This is a genomic window from Marinicella litoralis, from assembly GCF_002591915.1.
Classification (GTDB): Bacteria; Pseudomonadota; Gammaproteobacteria; order Xanthomonadales; family Marinicellaceae; genus Marinicella; species Marinicella litoralis.
The window spans coordinates 1,245,590-1,261,427 of the sequence record NZ_NIHB01000001.1 but is presented as its reverse complement, the minus strand read 5'-3'; the positions used below and the strand labels follow the sequence as shown (position 1 = coordinate 1,261,427).

17 protein-coding genes are annotated in these 15,838 nt (G+C 41.9%); 9 read left to right on the top strand and 8 right to left on the bottom strand.

Annotation, left to right across the window (positions count from 1 at the left end; translation table 11 throughout):
* Positions 1-123: 123 nt before the first annotated feature.
* The 3 genes from CCS90_RS05550 to CCS90_RS05540 form a co-directional block, all read right to left on the bottom strand.
* Positions 124-843 (bottom strand): hypothetical protein, encoded by a 720-nt coding sequence (locus CCS90_RS05550; RefSeq protein ID WP_099018484.1) that lies wholly within the window; start codon positions 841-843, stop codon positions 124-126.
* A gap of 56 nt (positions 844-899) precedes the next feature.
* Complete coding sequence (locus CCS90_RS05545; protein ID WP_099018483.1) at positions 900-1,976, bottom strand: hypothetical protein; 1,077 nt, start codon at positions 1,974-1,976, stop codon at positions 900-902.
* A gap of 219 nt (positions 1,977-2,195) precedes the next feature.
* Positions 2,196-2,405, bottom strand: a complete 210-nt coding sequence (locus CCS90_RS05540; RefSeq protein WP_099018482.1) for a hypothetical protein — start codon at positions 2,403-2,405, stop codon at positions 2,196-2,198.
* A gap of 168 nt (positions 2,406-2,573) precedes the next feature.
* On the opposite strand from CCS90_RS05540, the gene CCS90_RS05535 reads away from it, so the two are divergent.
* Positions 2,574-3,497: a peptidoglycan DD-metalloendopeptidase family protein gene (locus CCS90_RS05535; RefSeq protein WP_099018481.1), complete on the top strand. Its 924-nt coding sequence runs from the start codon at positions 2,574-2,576 to the stop codon at positions 3,495-3,497.
* A gap of 151 nt (positions 3,498-3,648) precedes the next feature.
* On the opposite strand, the gene CCS90_RS05530 is transcribed toward CCS90_RS05535, so the two are convergent.
* The gene (locus CCS90_RS05530) at positions 3,649-4,143 is read right to left on the bottom strand and encodes an Lrp/AsnC family transcriptional regulator (protein ID WP_246027015.1); all 495 of its coding nucleotides are present in this window, start codon (positions 4,141-4,143) and stop codon (positions 3,649-3,651) included.
* Between the two features lie 99 nt (positions 4,144-4,242).
* On the opposite strand from CCS90_RS05530, the gene CCS90_RS05525 reads away from it, so the two are divergent.
* Both CCS90_RS05525 and CCS90_RS05520 read left to right on the top strand, forming a co-directional pair.
* On the top strand, positions 4,243-6,336 hold the full coding sequence (locus CCS90_RS05525; protein ID WP_246027014.1) for an alpha-ketoacid dehydrogenase subunit alpha/beta: 2,094 nt from the start codon (positions 4,243-4,245) through the stop codon (positions 6,334-6,336).
* Positions 6,333-7,583 (top strand): dihydrolipoamide acetyltransferase family protein, encoded by a 1,251-nt coding sequence (locus CCS90_RS05520; RefSeq protein WP_099018479.1) that lies wholly within the window; start codon positions 6,333-6,335, stop codon positions 7,581-7,583. The genes CCS90_RS05525 and CCS90_RS05520 overlap by 4 nt, the downstream gene beginning before the upstream one ends.
* Positions 7,584-7,681: 98 nt before the next feature.
* On the opposite strand, the gene CCS90_RS05515 is transcribed toward CCS90_RS05520, so the two are convergent.
* Both CCS90_RS05515 and CCS90_RS05510 read right to left on the bottom strand, forming a co-directional pair.
* Positions 7,682-8,041: a hypothetical protein gene (locus CCS90_RS05515; protein ID WP_099018478.1), complete on the bottom strand. Its 360-nt coding sequence runs from the start codon at positions 8,039-8,041 to the stop codon at positions 7,682-7,684.
* Between the two features lie 214 nt (positions 8,042-8,255).
* The gene (locus tag CCS90_RS05510; protein ID WP_099018477.1) at positions 8,256-8,669 is read right to left on the bottom strand and encodes a hypothetical protein; all 414 of its coding nucleotides are present in this window, start codon (positions 8,667-8,669) and stop codon (positions 8,256-8,258) included.
* A 302-nt stretch (positions 8,670-8,971) separates the two neighbouring features.
* Between CCS90_RS05510 and rph the strand changes: the two genes are divergently transcribed.
* The 4 genes from rph (at position 8,972) to CCS90_RS05490 (ending at position 12,731) form a co-directional block, all read left to right on the top strand.
* Entirely contained in the window at positions 8,972-9,688 is a 717-nt protein-coding gene (gene rph / locus CCS90_RS05505) for a ribonuclease PH (protein ID WP_099018476.1), read from the top strand.
* Positions 9,689-9,694: 6 nt separating this feature from the next.
* Entirely contained in the window at positions 9,695-10,309 is a 615-nt protein-coding gene (rdgB, locus tag CCS90_RS05500) for an RdgB/HAM1 family non-canonical purine NTP pyrophosphatase (protein ID WP_099018475.1), read from the top strand.
* Complete coding sequence (hemW, locus tag CCS90_RS05495) at positions 10,306-11,454, top strand: radical SAM family heme chaperone HemW (protein WP_099018474.1); 1,149 nt, start codon at positions 10,306-10,308, stop codon at positions 11,452-11,454. Before rdgB ends, hemW begins: the two co-directional genes overlap by 4 nt.
* 74 nt (positions 11,455-11,528) lie before the next feature.
* Positions 11,529-12,731 (top strand): alkaline phosphatase PhoX, encoded by a 1,203-nt coding sequence (locus tag CCS90_RS05490; protein ID WP_099018759.1) that lies wholly within the window; start codon positions 11,529-11,531, stop codon positions 12,729-12,731.
* On the opposite strand, the gene CCS90_RS05485 is transcribed toward CCS90_RS05490, so the two are convergent.
* Complete coding sequence (locus tag CCS90_RS05485) at positions 12,722-13,318, bottom strand: carbonic anhydrase (RefSeq protein ID WP_099018473.1); 597 nt, start codon at positions 13,316-13,318, stop codon at positions 12,722-12,724. The two genes, CCS90_RS05490 and CCS90_RS05485, sit on opposite strands and share 10 nt — an antisense overlap.
* An 18-nt stretch (positions 13,319-13,336) precedes the next feature.
* Positions 13,337-13,783, bottom strand: a complete 447-nt coding sequence (locus CCS90_RS05480) for a GNAT family N-acetyltransferase (RefSeq protein ID WP_099018472.1) — start codon at positions 13,781-13,783, stop codon at positions 13,337-13,339.
* A 68-nt stretch (positions 13,784-13,851) separates the two neighbouring features.
* Between CCS90_RS05480 and CCS90_RS05475 the strand changes: the two genes are divergently transcribed.
* The gene (locus tag CCS90_RS05475; RefSeq protein ID WP_162846822.1) at positions 13,852-14,793 is read left to right on the top strand and encodes an MBL fold metallo-hydrolase; all 942 of its coding nucleotides are present in this window, start codon (positions 13,852-13,854) and stop codon (positions 14,791-14,793) included.
* Positions 14,794-14,922: 129 nt separating this feature from the next.
* A complete protein-coding gene (locus CCS90_RS05470; protein WP_099018470.1) occupies positions 14,923-15,720 on the top strand; it encodes an ion transporter in 798 nt (265 codons plus the stop codon).
* Positions 15,721-15,838 lie beyond the last annotated feature (118 nt).

Sequence of the window (15,838 nt, the reverse complement as noted above, 5' to 3'; positions counted from 1 at the left end):
ATATTGTATTGGGTTTAACTCAAAAATATATAGTTTTATAAATTAAATCTCAGAAAGAAACTAGGAATTTGAATATTAATCTCAATGAAGGCTGGCCCCTTTAAGCTAATCCACAACTAATTTTCACCTAGCTTCTAACTTGTACTTAACTGGCAAATCAGCAATAGATTCAGTACAAATCTTCAATATCTCTAATGCAGATTTATCTACATCATCTAAAACTTGAGAAAACCAATTGTTGAAACTATCAGGCTTTTCTTCAATCATTTTCAACTGTGTTTCAAAATTCTCAACACTACCATTTTTCAGTATTTCATTATTCCAATTTGGGTTTTTCATTAGCAAATATATAATTCTCCATTTTATTTCTGAAAAGTCTGTGAAGATTGACAAACTTGAGTTTGAAGCATGATAATTTGTAAATGGATTTGATTTATTCAAAGCATATACATTAAAAGCAATAGCAAACAACTTGTCATTTTTCTCCTCGTATGGATAGTGATATCCAATACAATTCCTAATATTTTGGTAAACTTTATCAACTTTGTTAGTTTTTCCTTTTACCTTCAGTTTAGATTTATCAAAAAATATTATTGCTTCATGAATTATGCTAAGCAAATCTAAAAAACTTCTTTGAAAGAAATATCTTTTGTATTCATTCTGAGGTGAACTGTCATTATGTCTAGGTTTGTTGTTCAAAAATTCAACATGTTTGTTAATCAACTCAATATGAATCGACGCTAATACAATAAACTTTCTTTTATCACTATCATCTAGTAACTTTAATGTCTCTTTAATAATTGTTGTTCGTTTAAACTCAACATCTTCATATAGATTTATCACATTTTCACCTTCAAACAGTCTAATACTATAATTATGTTTGCCATCTTAATATTTAATTACTTTAGTTTTAAAAAATTTCGAATTGATAACAAAAAACAAAACCATAGCACCAAATTTATCGAAACTAAAAATAGGCGAACGTATTGGTAAGACATAGGCGGATACTCATTTTCAAATATAACCTGATTCGAAGCCTTTATAGAATCTTTATTAAACGCAAGTGGAAATGGTAAACTGTCATTTACAGAAACAAAAAAAGCATGGCCAACGTATTTACCTTTTGGCTGTTTAGTTGATAGTGCTGTTCCACAATTAATCACAAGAAGTAGTCCAAATATAATTAAAATACCAATCAAAGGTTTTGAAATACTCCTTCCATAATCTGAAAATAAACTGTATAAATCAGAAACAAATTTGTAATAGCCTTTTTTTAAAACCGCTCTTGTTCGTGACTCTATTGCAAAAAAATCGAGCTCTCTATCATGATCATTGGATTGAGCACACCTTAGTTTCAAATCTCTAGCCAACTCTGGCGTATCGTAATCAGGCGATTCCAAAAATTTATTTATTATTGTCTTTTCATCACAATAGAAGCTGTTTAAATTCAAGTTCCTTGAAAATCTAGAGTACCTAAAATCCGGCAACTTTTGGTAAAATTTTGAATTTTCTAAAATAATGAATCCATCATACTCACCGTCACCAAATATTATACCTGCATGAAATTTTGAATCTTTGAGCAAAATATCATTAAGATTTCTATCACCTGTGGATGAAAGCGAATGAATGCTTAACTTTTTAAAAAATTCACAATCTTGGATACTTATGCCAGCTTGATTTCTAGTAAGAATTGCGACCTCATCTTTAAAAGTGCAACCATTATCAAATATAAGATTTAATGTTTTATTCTCTGTTGAATTCACTGTTGATTTAAAGTGACAGTCACTAAACCTAACATTGATCTGTTTCCCAGTTAGCAACTTTCCATTTATTCTCAGGGGATCACCTAACTTAACACCTTTAATTAATATTTCATTATAGCCAATATATTGATCTTTAATTTCACCAAAAAAATCATCCCATGAATCACTTTTCATAAAATTTTCTGTTAAATCAATCTGATTTGTTTCATTCATCATTTCACTAGTTATAGTATTAGTATTAGTATTTTTTTAATTTAACACAATTTTTTTTAAATCTAGAAATGACAATGTTGGAATATTTGATGGCACATATCCTAAAATCTTCACCATTACCCTTACATATCAGTATCTTACCAATATTCAAAAGTCCTCTCCTGGGCACCATATTTCTGATGCTTTCAATACAAGCGCATCCAGTTGTCTCAGTTTGGCTTATTTCACTTTTTTTAATATACCCCTTAATCGGCTGATTTCATCAACAATCAAATTGATGTCGTCTTTGCGACCATTTTGAAAGGACAGTTTGACCATTTCTCGTTGCAACAACTTGATTCTTTCGGTCAATTCTGTATTGGGGTGTAGTTTCAGTTTATCGTTGCGGATGCTGTCTATGGATTGCTTAGCGATAGAATGTTCAAACATGGTACTTAGTGCCTCATCAAAAAAGTCTAATATCAAGCAGTAGTCAAATACCTACTGTCACTGTTATCACTACGCACACATTAAATACATATTATTACAAATTTATAAAACCGCCAAGTATTTTTAAGCTGCCTTGCTAATTATTGTGGTTTTTGCTAAATTCCTGTGATGAAGTTAACATTTTTAACCGGTTTGATTTTAACCATCCTGCTCATCAGCAGTGATCCAGTCATTGCTAAAAAGTACTACAAGCATGTCGATGAAAATGGCATCACCCACTATTCAGACAAGCCACCCAAAGATGATGTGTCGTTTGACACCTGGCAAGTCAGACCAGAAGACACAGAATACGAAGTCAAGGTCATCAATCGGGGCACCAAACAAGCGCCCATCTATTATGCAGTGAACCCATACCATGGCCCAGTCGAACTTGTCATCAAGTTCACCCAACAATCAAACATAGTTGCCACCCCGCCCTGGCCTGCCAGGTATGTGGTACCCGCCAACAGCGATCTCTACCTCAGCACCATCACCCCCCTGGACAAATACCAGGCCTGGTCATTCCAATACAGCCTGTCATCTACTTTGGGAGATCCAATGGCCATCCATGATGATGGTCACAGTTATAAGTTGCCTTTTGTTGGCAGTAAAAACTATTACATCAGCCAAGCTTTTAATGGCGAATTCAGCCACCATGGCGAACAAAACCAACATGCCATTGATATTGTGATGCCAGTAGGCAGTGATGTTTTGGCAGCCAGAGGTGGTGTGGTGATGGACATTGCTGAAGATTTTTATGACGGCGGTGTCGATGCCAATAAATTACAAAGAGGCAATTACATTCGAATCCTGCATGACGATGGTTCCATGGCAGTCTATGCCCACCTAAAACTCGAATCTGTGGTTGTGGCAAGGGGACAAGCCGTTGAAGCAATGCAAAAAATTGCCCAATCTGGCAACACCGGATTCACCAGTGGCCCACACTTGCATTTTGTGGTTCAGGTCAACGATGGTTTGAAGCTTAAATCCGTACCCTTTAAGTTAAAACATAAATCAGGTGAAATCAAAACTCCTGCGATGGGACCCATTTGATATCGTTGCCTCTTGCTCCTAAATGTCGCATGACAATAACTAAACGCATTCAGTATTTGCCTGCATAAGACCCAATGATTCAAAGTGACCAAGCAAAACCACTGACCTTACAGATTTGGCAAATAAATGACTGGTTCAACCAGCATATCAATCAATCACCGATGGGTAATTGCGAAGTTCTTTTCTTTTGTTGCATGGAAAAACTGGTATTCACCGATCGAATGGAAGGCAGTCGCAATATTTTTTCATAGATCAACTGGTTGTATGAGTTCATGTCCTGAGTCACAATTTTCAGCAAGTAATCATATTCACCACTGGTGGCGTGACATTCTAGAATTTCAGGCCATTGCTGGATACCATGATCAAATTTTTCTACCGTACTCTGGTGGTGGTTGTCTAGAGTGATTTGGGCAAATGCAGTCAAACTTAAACCCAACATTTCCTGATCAACAATGGCTGTATAACCCTTGATTAAACCCTGTTTTTCCAAAGCATCGACCCGCCGCCAACAAGGTGCTTGAGACAAGGACACCCGTTCGGCCAAATCTTTGTTGGTGATGCGTCCATCTGATTGCAACGCTTTAAGAATCTTCTTATCAAATATATCCATATACAGCAACATATACCACTTATTATAACTTTTCAAGAAATATACATTCTCTAAGAGGCTAATAACCGCAAATATCGAAAACACCTTTCATGCAGAATAGTCGATAATAATTGACCCCAATTAATGAGCTTTGTCATGCAATTAATAAAGAATCCAGAAAAACAGCGCCACACGTTCGATTGGCAACACATTGCCAAAACCATTTTGACCTCTCGTGCATTGGATGATTTAGAAGAGTTTGACTTGGTCAAACAGAAAAAAGTGTTGTATCAGTTCTCGGCACGAGGACATGACATGGCACAAATCATGTTGGGACAAATATTGAACAAACAAAAAGATGCGGTTTCTGGCTATTACCGTTCACGGCCTTTGTTGTTGTCAATGGGGATTGAGTTGGAACAATTTTTACAAGCCACCATGATGAAACAGGGTGGCTTTTCAGATGGCAGAGACATTGGCGTGGTGTTCAACCAACCGAATCATGACGGCGCCTGTGTGTTACCCATGTCAGGTGGGGTGGGTGCACAATACACACCAGTTGCAGGATGGGCCCAAGCGATTGAATACCACCGCACCCATTTAAAAGATTCTGCCTGGGATGAATCCATGGGCTTGGTTTTGGGTGGCGATGGCTCTGTGGCCACCAATGGTTTTTGGTCTTCATTGACCATGGCAACCACCTTACAACTGCCGATGTTGTTCTACATTGAAGACAATGGTTACGGTATTTCTGTGCCCTCTCATTTCCAAACACCCGGTGGTAACATTGTTAAAAACCTGGCTTCATTCAAAGGCATTAAACTGCTCTCAGGTGATGGTACCAACCCAGAAGAATCGGCTGAGTTGATCAGTCAAGCCAATGAACATGTGCGCAACGAAAGAAGCCCCGTGTTGTTGCGCCTGACTGTGCCTCGCCTGAATGGTCATTCTGCGCAAGACACACAGAGTTATAAAAGTGAAGAACGCATTCAATTTGAAAAACAACACGACCCTTTACCCAAATTAAAAAAATTCATGCTGAGTCAAGGCTTGATCAAAGCCAGTCAATGGGATGAATTGGAAGCCCAAACCAAGGATGACGCCTACCAGGCATATTTAAAGGTAGACCAACAACCATTCGCTGATCCCGCACAAGTGGAAACCCATGCCTTTGAAGAATTTGATGAAACGGGTTCACCGATTCTACAGCAACAAGGTGGTATTCATTTAGCTCACCCCACTTTTCCACCGGCTTCACAAGAAGTGATTGCAGAACCCGGTCGCATCAATATGGTCACCGCCATTCGTAAAACCTTAGATTATGAATTAAGCCACAACAACAAAATGTTGGTATTTGGTGAAGACGTTGGTGCCAAGGGAGGCGTACATGCCGTCACATTGGGCTTACAAGAAAAACATGGTGAAGCCCAAGTATTCGATACCAGTTTGTCCGAAGAAGGCATCATTGGTCGATCGATTGGCTTGGCTTTGGCAGGTTTATTACCGGTTCCTGAAATACAGTTTCGCAAGTATGCTGATCCGGCAGAAGAACAACTGAATGAAACGGGTTCGATGCGTTGGCGCACCAACAACCGATTTGCTGCACCGATGGTGGTGCGCATGGCCGGTGGTTATTTTGGTTGTGGTGACCCATGGCATTCACAATGTGCTGAAGTTAAATGGGTCCATGCCATTGGTTGGCAGGTGGCGATGCCATCGAATGCCGAAGACGCCGTCGGTTTGTTGCGTTATGCCTTAAGAAACAACAACCCCACTATATTTTTCGAACACCGCAAAATGCTCGACCATGCCTGGTCCAGGCGCCCCTATCCTGGTGATCAATACATCATTCCTTTCGGCCAAGGCAATAAAATACTCTCCGGTGATCGAGTCACTGTGGTCAGCTGGGGCGGCATGGTACATATGTGCCAAACAGCCATAGAACAAACGGGCATTCAAGCCGATTTGATCGATTTGCGAACCTTAAGACCTTGGGACAAGGCCATGGTTTTACAGTCAGTGAAGAAAACAGGTCGCTGCCTGATTGTCCACGAAGACAACATGTCAGCTGGCTTCGGCGCAGAGATTGCGGCGATACTGGCCAAAGAGGCTTTCTTTTATTTAGATGCCCCGATTGAACGCTTGGCCACTGCCGATATTGGTAACCCGCATGATCCTAAATTAATGGAACATGCGCTACCCAACCCTGACAGCATCGCCCAACGATTGATGGAGCTGGATCAAATATGAGCTCAATTGTAGAAATCAAACTCTCCGCAGACCAAACCGAAGGCACCAAAGCCACAGTGGCACAATGGTTAAAAAGAAAAGGAGAACATGTGACCATCAACGAACCCATCATTGAGTTAGAAACCGATAAGGTGATGATGGAAGTGATTGCGCCGGTCAGTGGTGTTTTAGAGGATATTTTTGTCCGCGAAGGTGAACCTGCAGAAGAAAATATTATTTTGGGAACTATTTTAGAAACCGCAATGTCCAACCCCTCGAACGAACAAAAAAATGATCGAGAAATAAGGGCAGAAGAAACTCCAAAAAATGTTTCAAATGATTTACCTCGTAAAAACCCGGCTGCTGGGCAACCCGATCCTCCTTCTACCTTCATAAGCCCAGCAGTTCGGCGTTTACGCCAACAACACCAATTCGACCTCAGTCAAATCACCGGTACCGGCAAAAACAATCGCATCACTACGCGTGACGTGAATGCTTATTTATCTGGCAGCATGGATCAATCTGCGGCACAAAATGCCACATACGATGCTGCAGCCATCAGCCCGACAGCCGCTGGCAGCGAAATCATTCCTCACAGCCAAATGCGTAAAATCATTGCCGATCACATGCAGCACAGTGTACAAACTGCGCCGCATGTAACCTCAATCTTTGATTTAGACTTGAGCGCCATCATCAAACACCGCAAATCCAACAAGCAAGCATTTGCCCAGCAAGGTGCCAAACTGACCTTCACTGCCTATTTTATGGCCGCTGCAATTCAAGCCATCAAGCACCAACCAAAAATCAACAGCCAATTCCATGAACATGGTTTAGAAGTGTTTAAGCACGTCAACCTGGGATTTGGTACTGCATTGGGTGATGAAGGCCTGATTGTACCGGTGATTCAACAATGCCAAAACCTCAACTTGATACAAATTGCCCAAGAGCTCACACGATTAACCGACAAAGCCCGCAACAATCAACTGACACAAAAAGAAGTCCAAGGCGGTACTTTCACCCTTTCTAATCATGGTGTTTCAGGTTCCTTGGTGGCCACGCCCATCATCATCAATCAACCACAATCAGCCATCTTGGGATTGGGTAAAATGGAAAAACGGGTGGTGGTTGAAGAACACAATGGCCAAGACATGATGGTGATTAAACCGATGTGTTATGTCAGCCTAACCATAGACCACAGGGCATTAGACGCTTACCAAACCAATGATTTTTTAAGCCACTTTAAGGCGGTGATTGAAAATTGGCAGTGAATGACCATTGATTATTAGCTCGCACCTAAGCGCTCATTTAGGTGCGAGACAACTGAATTAAACTGATGACAAAAGGCCCAATTTTTTGCGTGGTCAAATCACCATTTCCAAATCAACAGCAACACCAGCACCACAAACAAGACCGGCCATAACAAGACAATTTCAACACCTTGCTGTGAAGCATCAGCCAACTGAACCGAAGGGACTTCATCTTCCAAAATCACTTCAGCGCCTAATAATTTTGCCAAAACTTCACACTTTAAAAACAGTTCATCGCTGGGTGAGGTGACTGTCAAATGACCATTCGAGAACGTCAGCAAACTATTTGAATCAAATGAACAATCGATGGTGATGCCCCAACTATACTCTTCACCCAAAGACAGACCCTCAACTTGTTGCAATGCCTTGCTGAGTTCTGCTGCTGTGATGTGCCGTTCAATGGTGACAATTTGACTCATTTTGCTGGTTCAATTTCATAGGCCTTTCAGCTTACCACATTATTTTAGCGCCTGATATTGGATGTTATAATCAACAAATATTTGAAATTTGTGTTTGGCTCCATGCCAACCAGCCCTTGGGTTCCATACCCTGTAATTAACTTTCACACACAAAAAAACCCGCCAGAAGTTGAAACCTCTGGCGGGTTGAAAATTGAACATATTCAGTGGTTAATCAGATCATTTTTCCCAAATAAATCAAGGCCAAGATCAAAGCAGTTATGCCCAAAATCTCTTTTTTCGGCTCTAACATGGCGTGGATTTTATTCAAGTGACCACTGACAGCTTCATTGGATTTAGTCCATTCTTGCAGTTGTGCATTGGCAAAAACCAAGCCCAATGCCAACATAACCAAGGCACCCAACACAGCAATAAACCAAGTCAAAAAGGCGTATTTAATTAACTTGATGTACCACAACATTCTGACCAACCAGTACAGACCCAAAAAGATAGAAACCAAACCGACCCAACCTTCCGATTGTTTAAGAAAATCAGTTAATTGTTTACTGGCTGGAATCAATTCGCCCATTTTTTGTGCAGCGGCAATCAAGCCCAAAGTAATCAGCGTAATTAAAAATATCCAAGACATGACGAACCCTCTTATATTGATAAAGTAATTATCTTAACAAATGCCGCAGGCAATTGCATCGAAACAAATCACAATAGAATCAAATTATGTAAGGGTTCGCAAAAATACCAAGGCATTTGTTCAGACTTGGTTTGGGAATTGATATCCGCCAAATGAACCCATGGCATTTTTAACAGACAACGACTCGGCCTTGGTTACAGCAAAGCGCACAATGCCCTCTAATCTGATAAATAAAATACTTTGTTAAACTGGCCGCTGAGCACAAATGGTAAAATACGCTTTTTTAAACAACCAATCACCTCATGAGACCATCGAAAAGAAACAACGACCAATTAAGAACAGTCAGTATAGAAAGGAATTACACCATGCACGCAGAGGGCTCGGTGCTGATCAGTTGTGGTAACACCAAGGTTTTGTGTAATGCCAGTATTGAGGAAAAAGTCCCTGCGTGGTTGCGAGGCAAAGGCCAAGGCTGGGTCACGGCTGAGTATGGCATGCTGCCCCGTTCAACCAATTCCCGCATGGGACGCGAAGCTTCCAGAGGCAAGCAAGGTGGTCGCACGCTTGAAATCCAGCGTTTAATCGCTCGCTCTTTGCGCGCAGTGGTCGACTTAAAAGCATTGGGAGAGCGCATCATCACAGTTGATTGTGATGTGATTCAAGCCGATGGCGGCACCCGAACGGCTTCCATCACTGGTGCCTATGTGGCGATGTGTGATGCAGTCAACACACTGTTGAAAGCCGGTAAAATCAAAAACAACCCGATTCATGGCACCGTGGCTGCTGTCTCAGTAGGCATCTATAAAAATGAACCTGTGCTTGATTTGGATTATCCTGAAGATTCCAATGCCGAAACCGACATGAATGTGGTGATGAATGACGGCGGTCATTTTATTGAAGTCCAAGGCACTGCTGAAGGCCATGCATTCCGTAGAGATGAGTTGAACAGTTTATTGGATCTGGCGCAAAAAGGGATCAATGAATTGATTGAAGCTCAGAACAATGCCCTGGCTGAATAACACAACATGAGCAGCAAAAAGATCATCTTGGCCAGCGGTAATGCAGGGAAACTGCATGAATTCAATGCGGCTTTTAGCACATTGAACATTGAGTTAATCCCACAACCCAACACTGCTGAGTACGCAGTGGCTGAAACAGGCACCACTTTTGTGGAAAATGCCATCATCAAAGCCCGTCATGCCAGTTACTTGAGTGGCATGCCTGCTTTGGCTGATGACTCCGGTTTGATTGTTCCTGCCTTGAATGGACAACCTGGGGTTCGCTCAGCTCGATATGCGGGTGAACAAGCGGACTCACTGGACAATTTGAATTTATTGCTCAAAAACATGCTTGAGACCGATGACAAATCAGCTCATTTCTATTGTTGTTTGGTGTTTATGCGACACCACCAAGACCCTGACCCAATCATTGCCAAAGGCTTGTGGCAAGGTCACATTGCCAGCGAATCTTCGGGTAAAAATGGTTTTGGGTACGACCCCATTTTCTATGTGCCGACACATCATTGCACAGCCGCTGAGCTGTCACAAGATGTCAAAAAAGCCATCTCTCACCGTGGCAAAGCGATTGAATCCATGCGCCCCTTATTGGCTGATGAATACAACATTGATCGACAAGCATGATCATTCCTCCCAAACTCAGTTTATACATTCATTTTCCCTGGTGTGTCAGTAAATGCCCCTACTGTGATTTCAATTCACATGAATTAAAGAACCCGCTCAATGAACAGCAATACATAGCGGCCCTGCGAGCAGATTTGGAGCAAGACTTACCACAAGTTTGGGGCCGAACTGTCAACACCATTTTTATGGGCGGCGGCACCCCCAGTTTATTTTCCGCCAAAGCCATGCAGGATCTGATGCAACAAGTTCGCGCCTTGTTACCACTCAGACCCGATGCTGAAGTCACCATGGAAGTGAATCCAGGCAGTCAGGAATTTGATCATTTCTCTGGTTATTTAGCGGCTGGGATCAACCGCCTTTCATTTGGCATTCAATCATTGGATGACCATCAACTGAACAGCCTCAAGCGCATCCACAACAGTCAACAAGCCATAAAAGCGGTACAACTGGCAAAAAAATCAGGATACAACAACTTCAATCTAGACATGATGTTTGGTCTACCCAATCAAAGCCTACAAGCGGCCAAAGAAGACTTGTTGCGCTTGATTGAACTGGAACCCACTCACCTTTCATACTACCAACTGACCATTGAAGCCAATACCTTGTTCGCGGTCAAAACACCGAAAAATTTACCTGACATGGAGTTACAGCATGACATGTACTTGCAAGGTCAAGAGATTTTACAACAACATGGTTATACCCAATATGAAGTCTCTGCTTATGCCAAAGCAGGCAAACAAAGCGAGCACAACCTCAACTATTGGCAGTTCGGCGATTATTTGGGTATTGGTGCAGGCGCACACAGCAAAATCACCATGGGTCACAATGGACAAATCCAAAGACAGGTCAAACAAAAGCACCCACAAATTTACCTCAACACGGCCGCCTCAGAAAAACGATTGCTGGAAACCAGGGTACTGGATGAACAAACCATTCCGTTTGAATTCTTACTCAATCACTTGCGCATCAAACAACCGCTCACTTGGCAACGTTATCAAGCCACAACTGGCATGTCGATCGATGCACTGAAACAAAAATTCATTGATCAGGTCCCTGCTGAATGGTATCAAATGTCTGATGATGCATTGATCCTGACAGACCAAGGGTTTTTAATGAGTGATGAAATATTACAAAATTTTATTTAATTGTGACCAATGAGCGATGTAACAACCCCACATTTACATTAAAATACTGCCAACATCACAACCCGCAGAAAGCCATGTCAGACCGCAGAAAATTTGTTACCAAGTTGCTTAAAATTTCAGCCTTGTCAGCCACTTTGCCTGGCCTGGCCAAAGCGTATGGACAAACACAATCCAAAGCAGCCTCAATCATGCACTTGATGCCAGCCGATCAACAAGGCATCAGATTACCCTATGGCTTTAAATCCAGAGTGGTGGCAGTCGCTGGGGTCGCACCGACAGACAAAAGTAAATACCGATGGCATGAAAAGCCCGACGGTGGAGCTGTTTACCAAGATTTCAGCCGAGACAACCTGGGTGGTTGGATTTATGCTTGTAATGAAGAAAGTAAAACCGGCGGTGTGGGAGCCTTGAAGTTCAACGCCGAGGGTGAGGTGATTGATGCTTATCGCATATTGGACAATACTTTATACAACTGTGCCGGAGGTAAAACCCCTTGGAACACTTGGATTTCTGGTGAAGAAATTCCTTATGGCCTGATGTGGGAATGTGACCCTTATGGTAACAACTTGGCACAAGCGATTCATTGCCTTGGCTCATTTGAACATGAAGCTTGTGCCGTTGACCCGGTCAACCGCGCCATTTATCTGACTGAAGATGAAAAAAATGGGCGTTTTTATCGCACAGTTTTGCCGAAATACCCCAGCTATGAAAAAGGACAATTACAAGTGGCCGAGGTTAAAGGTGACGTTTTTTCTGGTACAGCCAAACTGGTTTGGCACGACGTGCCGCAGCCCAACCCCAAAAAACCAGAATTAGAAACCCGTTATCAAGTCAAACAATCCACCATTTTTAATGGCGGTGAAGGCATTTGGTATTATGCAGGTTTTGTTTATTTTTCCACCAAGGGCGATAACCGCATCTGGTCATTGGATTTAGACCAACAAATCATAAAAGTCATTTATGATTTCAAGACCAGTCAATTCCCCGTGCTATCAGGTGTTGATAACATCACGGTTGATAACAATGGCATCATTTATGTTTGTGAAGATGGTGGCAACATGCAAATCGTGATGCTGAGTGAAAACGGTCAGGCCGTGCCATTGCTACAAATTGAAAACCAAGACAAATCTGAAATCACTGGTGTCAGTTTCACCGATGATGGTAATCGCATGTATTTCAACTCACAACGTGGACCCGGCCATTATGGAAAAAAAGGAATCACTTATGAAATCACCGGCCCTTTCGAACATTTGCACCAATTTTTCAATCAGTCGTAAAAATCAACCACACCCGTTTTTAGGTCATAACAGGCACCGATGACGTTCAGTTGACCATCAGCCACTTTGGATTCAATAATTTCAGAAGAGCTGGTTAATTGCGCCACAGATTTGAGGACATTGGCTTTGACGGCATCTTCAGTTCGCACCTGGTCCAATGTATGGTTTAACAACAATGGTTCAATCGCAGGTTTGATTCTTTTTACGATTGATTGGATGTTGATTGATGTTGATTCGTCTGGATTTTTCATCGCATCAATCGTGGCTTCTATGGCGCCGCAATTGGAATGCCCCAAAACAACCACCAATGGCGAGCCAAACATTGAAACCGCAAATTCCACACTGCCTATTTGAGAAGGTGCCACCACATTACCGGCCACCCGGATAACAAACAAATCACCCAAACCTTGATCAAACACCAATTCTGCCGGCACCCTAGAATCTGAACAACCCAAAATGACTGCAAAAGGTTCCTGTGCTTTTACCACTGAAATGCGTTGTGAACTGATTGAGTCAATATCATGTATGGTGGTCCCAGAGACAAACCGTTGGTTGCCATCTTTGAGTCGTTTCAATTGGTTTTTCATGGTTTCTGATCCTTTTATTCAATGGGTATTGGGCAAAAAATAATGTTGGGTACTGGTTTGTAACTGGTAACCTAATTTGTTATACAAATTTTGTGCGGCAAGATTATCAAGGTCAGTTTCAAGAATCAAGCCTTTGCTGTTGGTTTCCACCGCAAATTTTTTGGCCGCCGCCATCAACATGCCGGCAACGCCCTGCTTTCTTGCATGGCCGGCCACAAACAAATCATTCAACACCCAAAGCCGTTGCATGCTGACCGAAGAAAAACTCGGAAACAATTGAGTAAAACCCAATAGCTGAGCTTTGGCTTCAACCACAAATATCACCGACTCATTTTTCGCCAAGCGGTCAGATATAAATTTTCGGGCAGCGACAAGGTCCCCAGGCTGATGATAAAATTGACGGTATCCGTCAAACAATTCACTCAACTGTGACAGGTCTTTTGACTGGGCTTTTCTGACATTCATGATTGAACTTCATCTGGTAACGACATATGATGATTATAGTATTAATTTTATTACAAGAGGACACATCGATGAAAATAAAGCAGATCAAAAGCACCTTGTTAACGGCTGCCATTTTAGTCAGTGGCATCAGCCACGCCAAAGATGAACCCAAAGTCAGCTATAAAAGCACAGAAGTCGCTAAGGGTATTTATATGCTTGCTGGTGAAGGTGGATTTACTGGTGGCAACATCGGTTTGTTGATTGGTGTTGAGGGTGTGGTGTTGATTGACGATTCGATGCCGCCCTTTCTGGATATATTGAATCAAGCCATCAAAGGCCTGACAGACCAACCCATCGATTTTCTTATCAATACCCACGTTCACGGCGACCACACTGGCAACAACGAACCCTTTGGCCAAGCTGGAACGCACATAGTGGCTCATGACAACTTAAGAAAACATTTGATCAACAAGGGTGTACAAACGTCAGATGGAATGGCTCCGGCTCCTAAAGCCGCTTTGCCTGTGTTGACATTTTCAAATGAAATGAGTTTTCATTTCAACGACCAACCAGCCACTGCAATTCATGTACCCAATGCTCACACCGATGGTGATGCCATCATTCATTTCAGCCAAGCCAATGTGATTCATGCCGGTGATACTTTTTTTAATGGCTTGTTTCCATATATAGATATTGACTCTGGAGGGTCTGTCGATGGTTTTATTCATGCTCAATTGAAAATGATCAGCCTGTCCAATGATGAAACCACCATCATCCCTGGTCACGGTCCGTTGTCTAATAAACAAGAGTTACAAGCGGCCGTTGATATGTTGATTGATGCCAAAGCGATCATCAACAAGCACATCAAAGAAGGCATGACCTTAGAAGCTGTGCTTGAAGCCAATCCATTGGCGAAATACCACGATGACTGGAACTGGGGCTTTATCACCACTGAACGCATGACCACCCAATTATTCAATGATTTGTCACAAGCCCACAGCCACCAGGGACAACACAATCATGCCCATTGAATAAAATCCATCCACAGATTTAAAAGCCAGTCCAAAGTGACTGGCTTTTTTGATTTTAAAGACCATTTTTGGCTTGTAATGGAGACCAAAGCCCCAATAAATGTAGCCTTTAAATCTTAGCTTTTGACCATGAAACTGACCTTGAAAAAAATCCACGACAACAAAATATTTGAATGGTCAGTGGTCACTGTCATTATTCTATCAGCCTTGTTGATTGGCGCCAAAACTTATCACTTACCTGCAACCGTAATTTCCATCCTGACATATATGGACATTGCAGTGACTGTATTTTTTCTACTGGAAATCTCAATCCGATTCATTGCATCTGATGACAAAAAGAATTTTTTCAAAAGTGGTTGGAACATTTTTGATACCTTAATCGTAGTGGTCAGTTTGATACCCATTGAAGATTCAGAAATGGCGTTGGTGGGTCGTTTGGTCAGGGTCTTTCGGGTCATGCGCATGATTTCAATCGTGCCTGAGTTACGTATTTTGATAAACTCCCTACTCAAAGCCATGCCTCAGCTGTCTTATGTGATGTTGTTGATGTTCATCATCTTTTACATATATGGTGCTGTCGGCAGTTTCTTTTTCACTGACATCAACCCTGTATTATGGGGTGATATTGCCACCAGTATGTTGACTTTATTCAGGGTCATGACTTTTGAAGACTGGACTGATGTGATGTATGAAACCATGGAAACATACCCCTTGAGTTGGTCATTTTATCTTTCCTTTATTTTCTTCACTGCTTTTGCTTTCTTGAACATGGTGATTGGCATTGTGGTCAGTGTATTGGAAAAAGAAAACGCGGCCCATGACAGGCAAATGTTATTGGAACAAAGTGAAGAAAAAATGACGCAACTGGATGAAATCCAACAAGAACTGGATGAAATCAAAGCCTTGCTCAAAGCTCAACAAGTTTAAATCAGCAGAGAACTGGTGGTCAGTTCGACAAGGCGCTGTCATTCTGAGTGCAGCGAAGCCAAAAGCAGGCCCTTTAAGGGCGGAATCGAAGAATCTCCAACAGCCCACGCAATGGTAA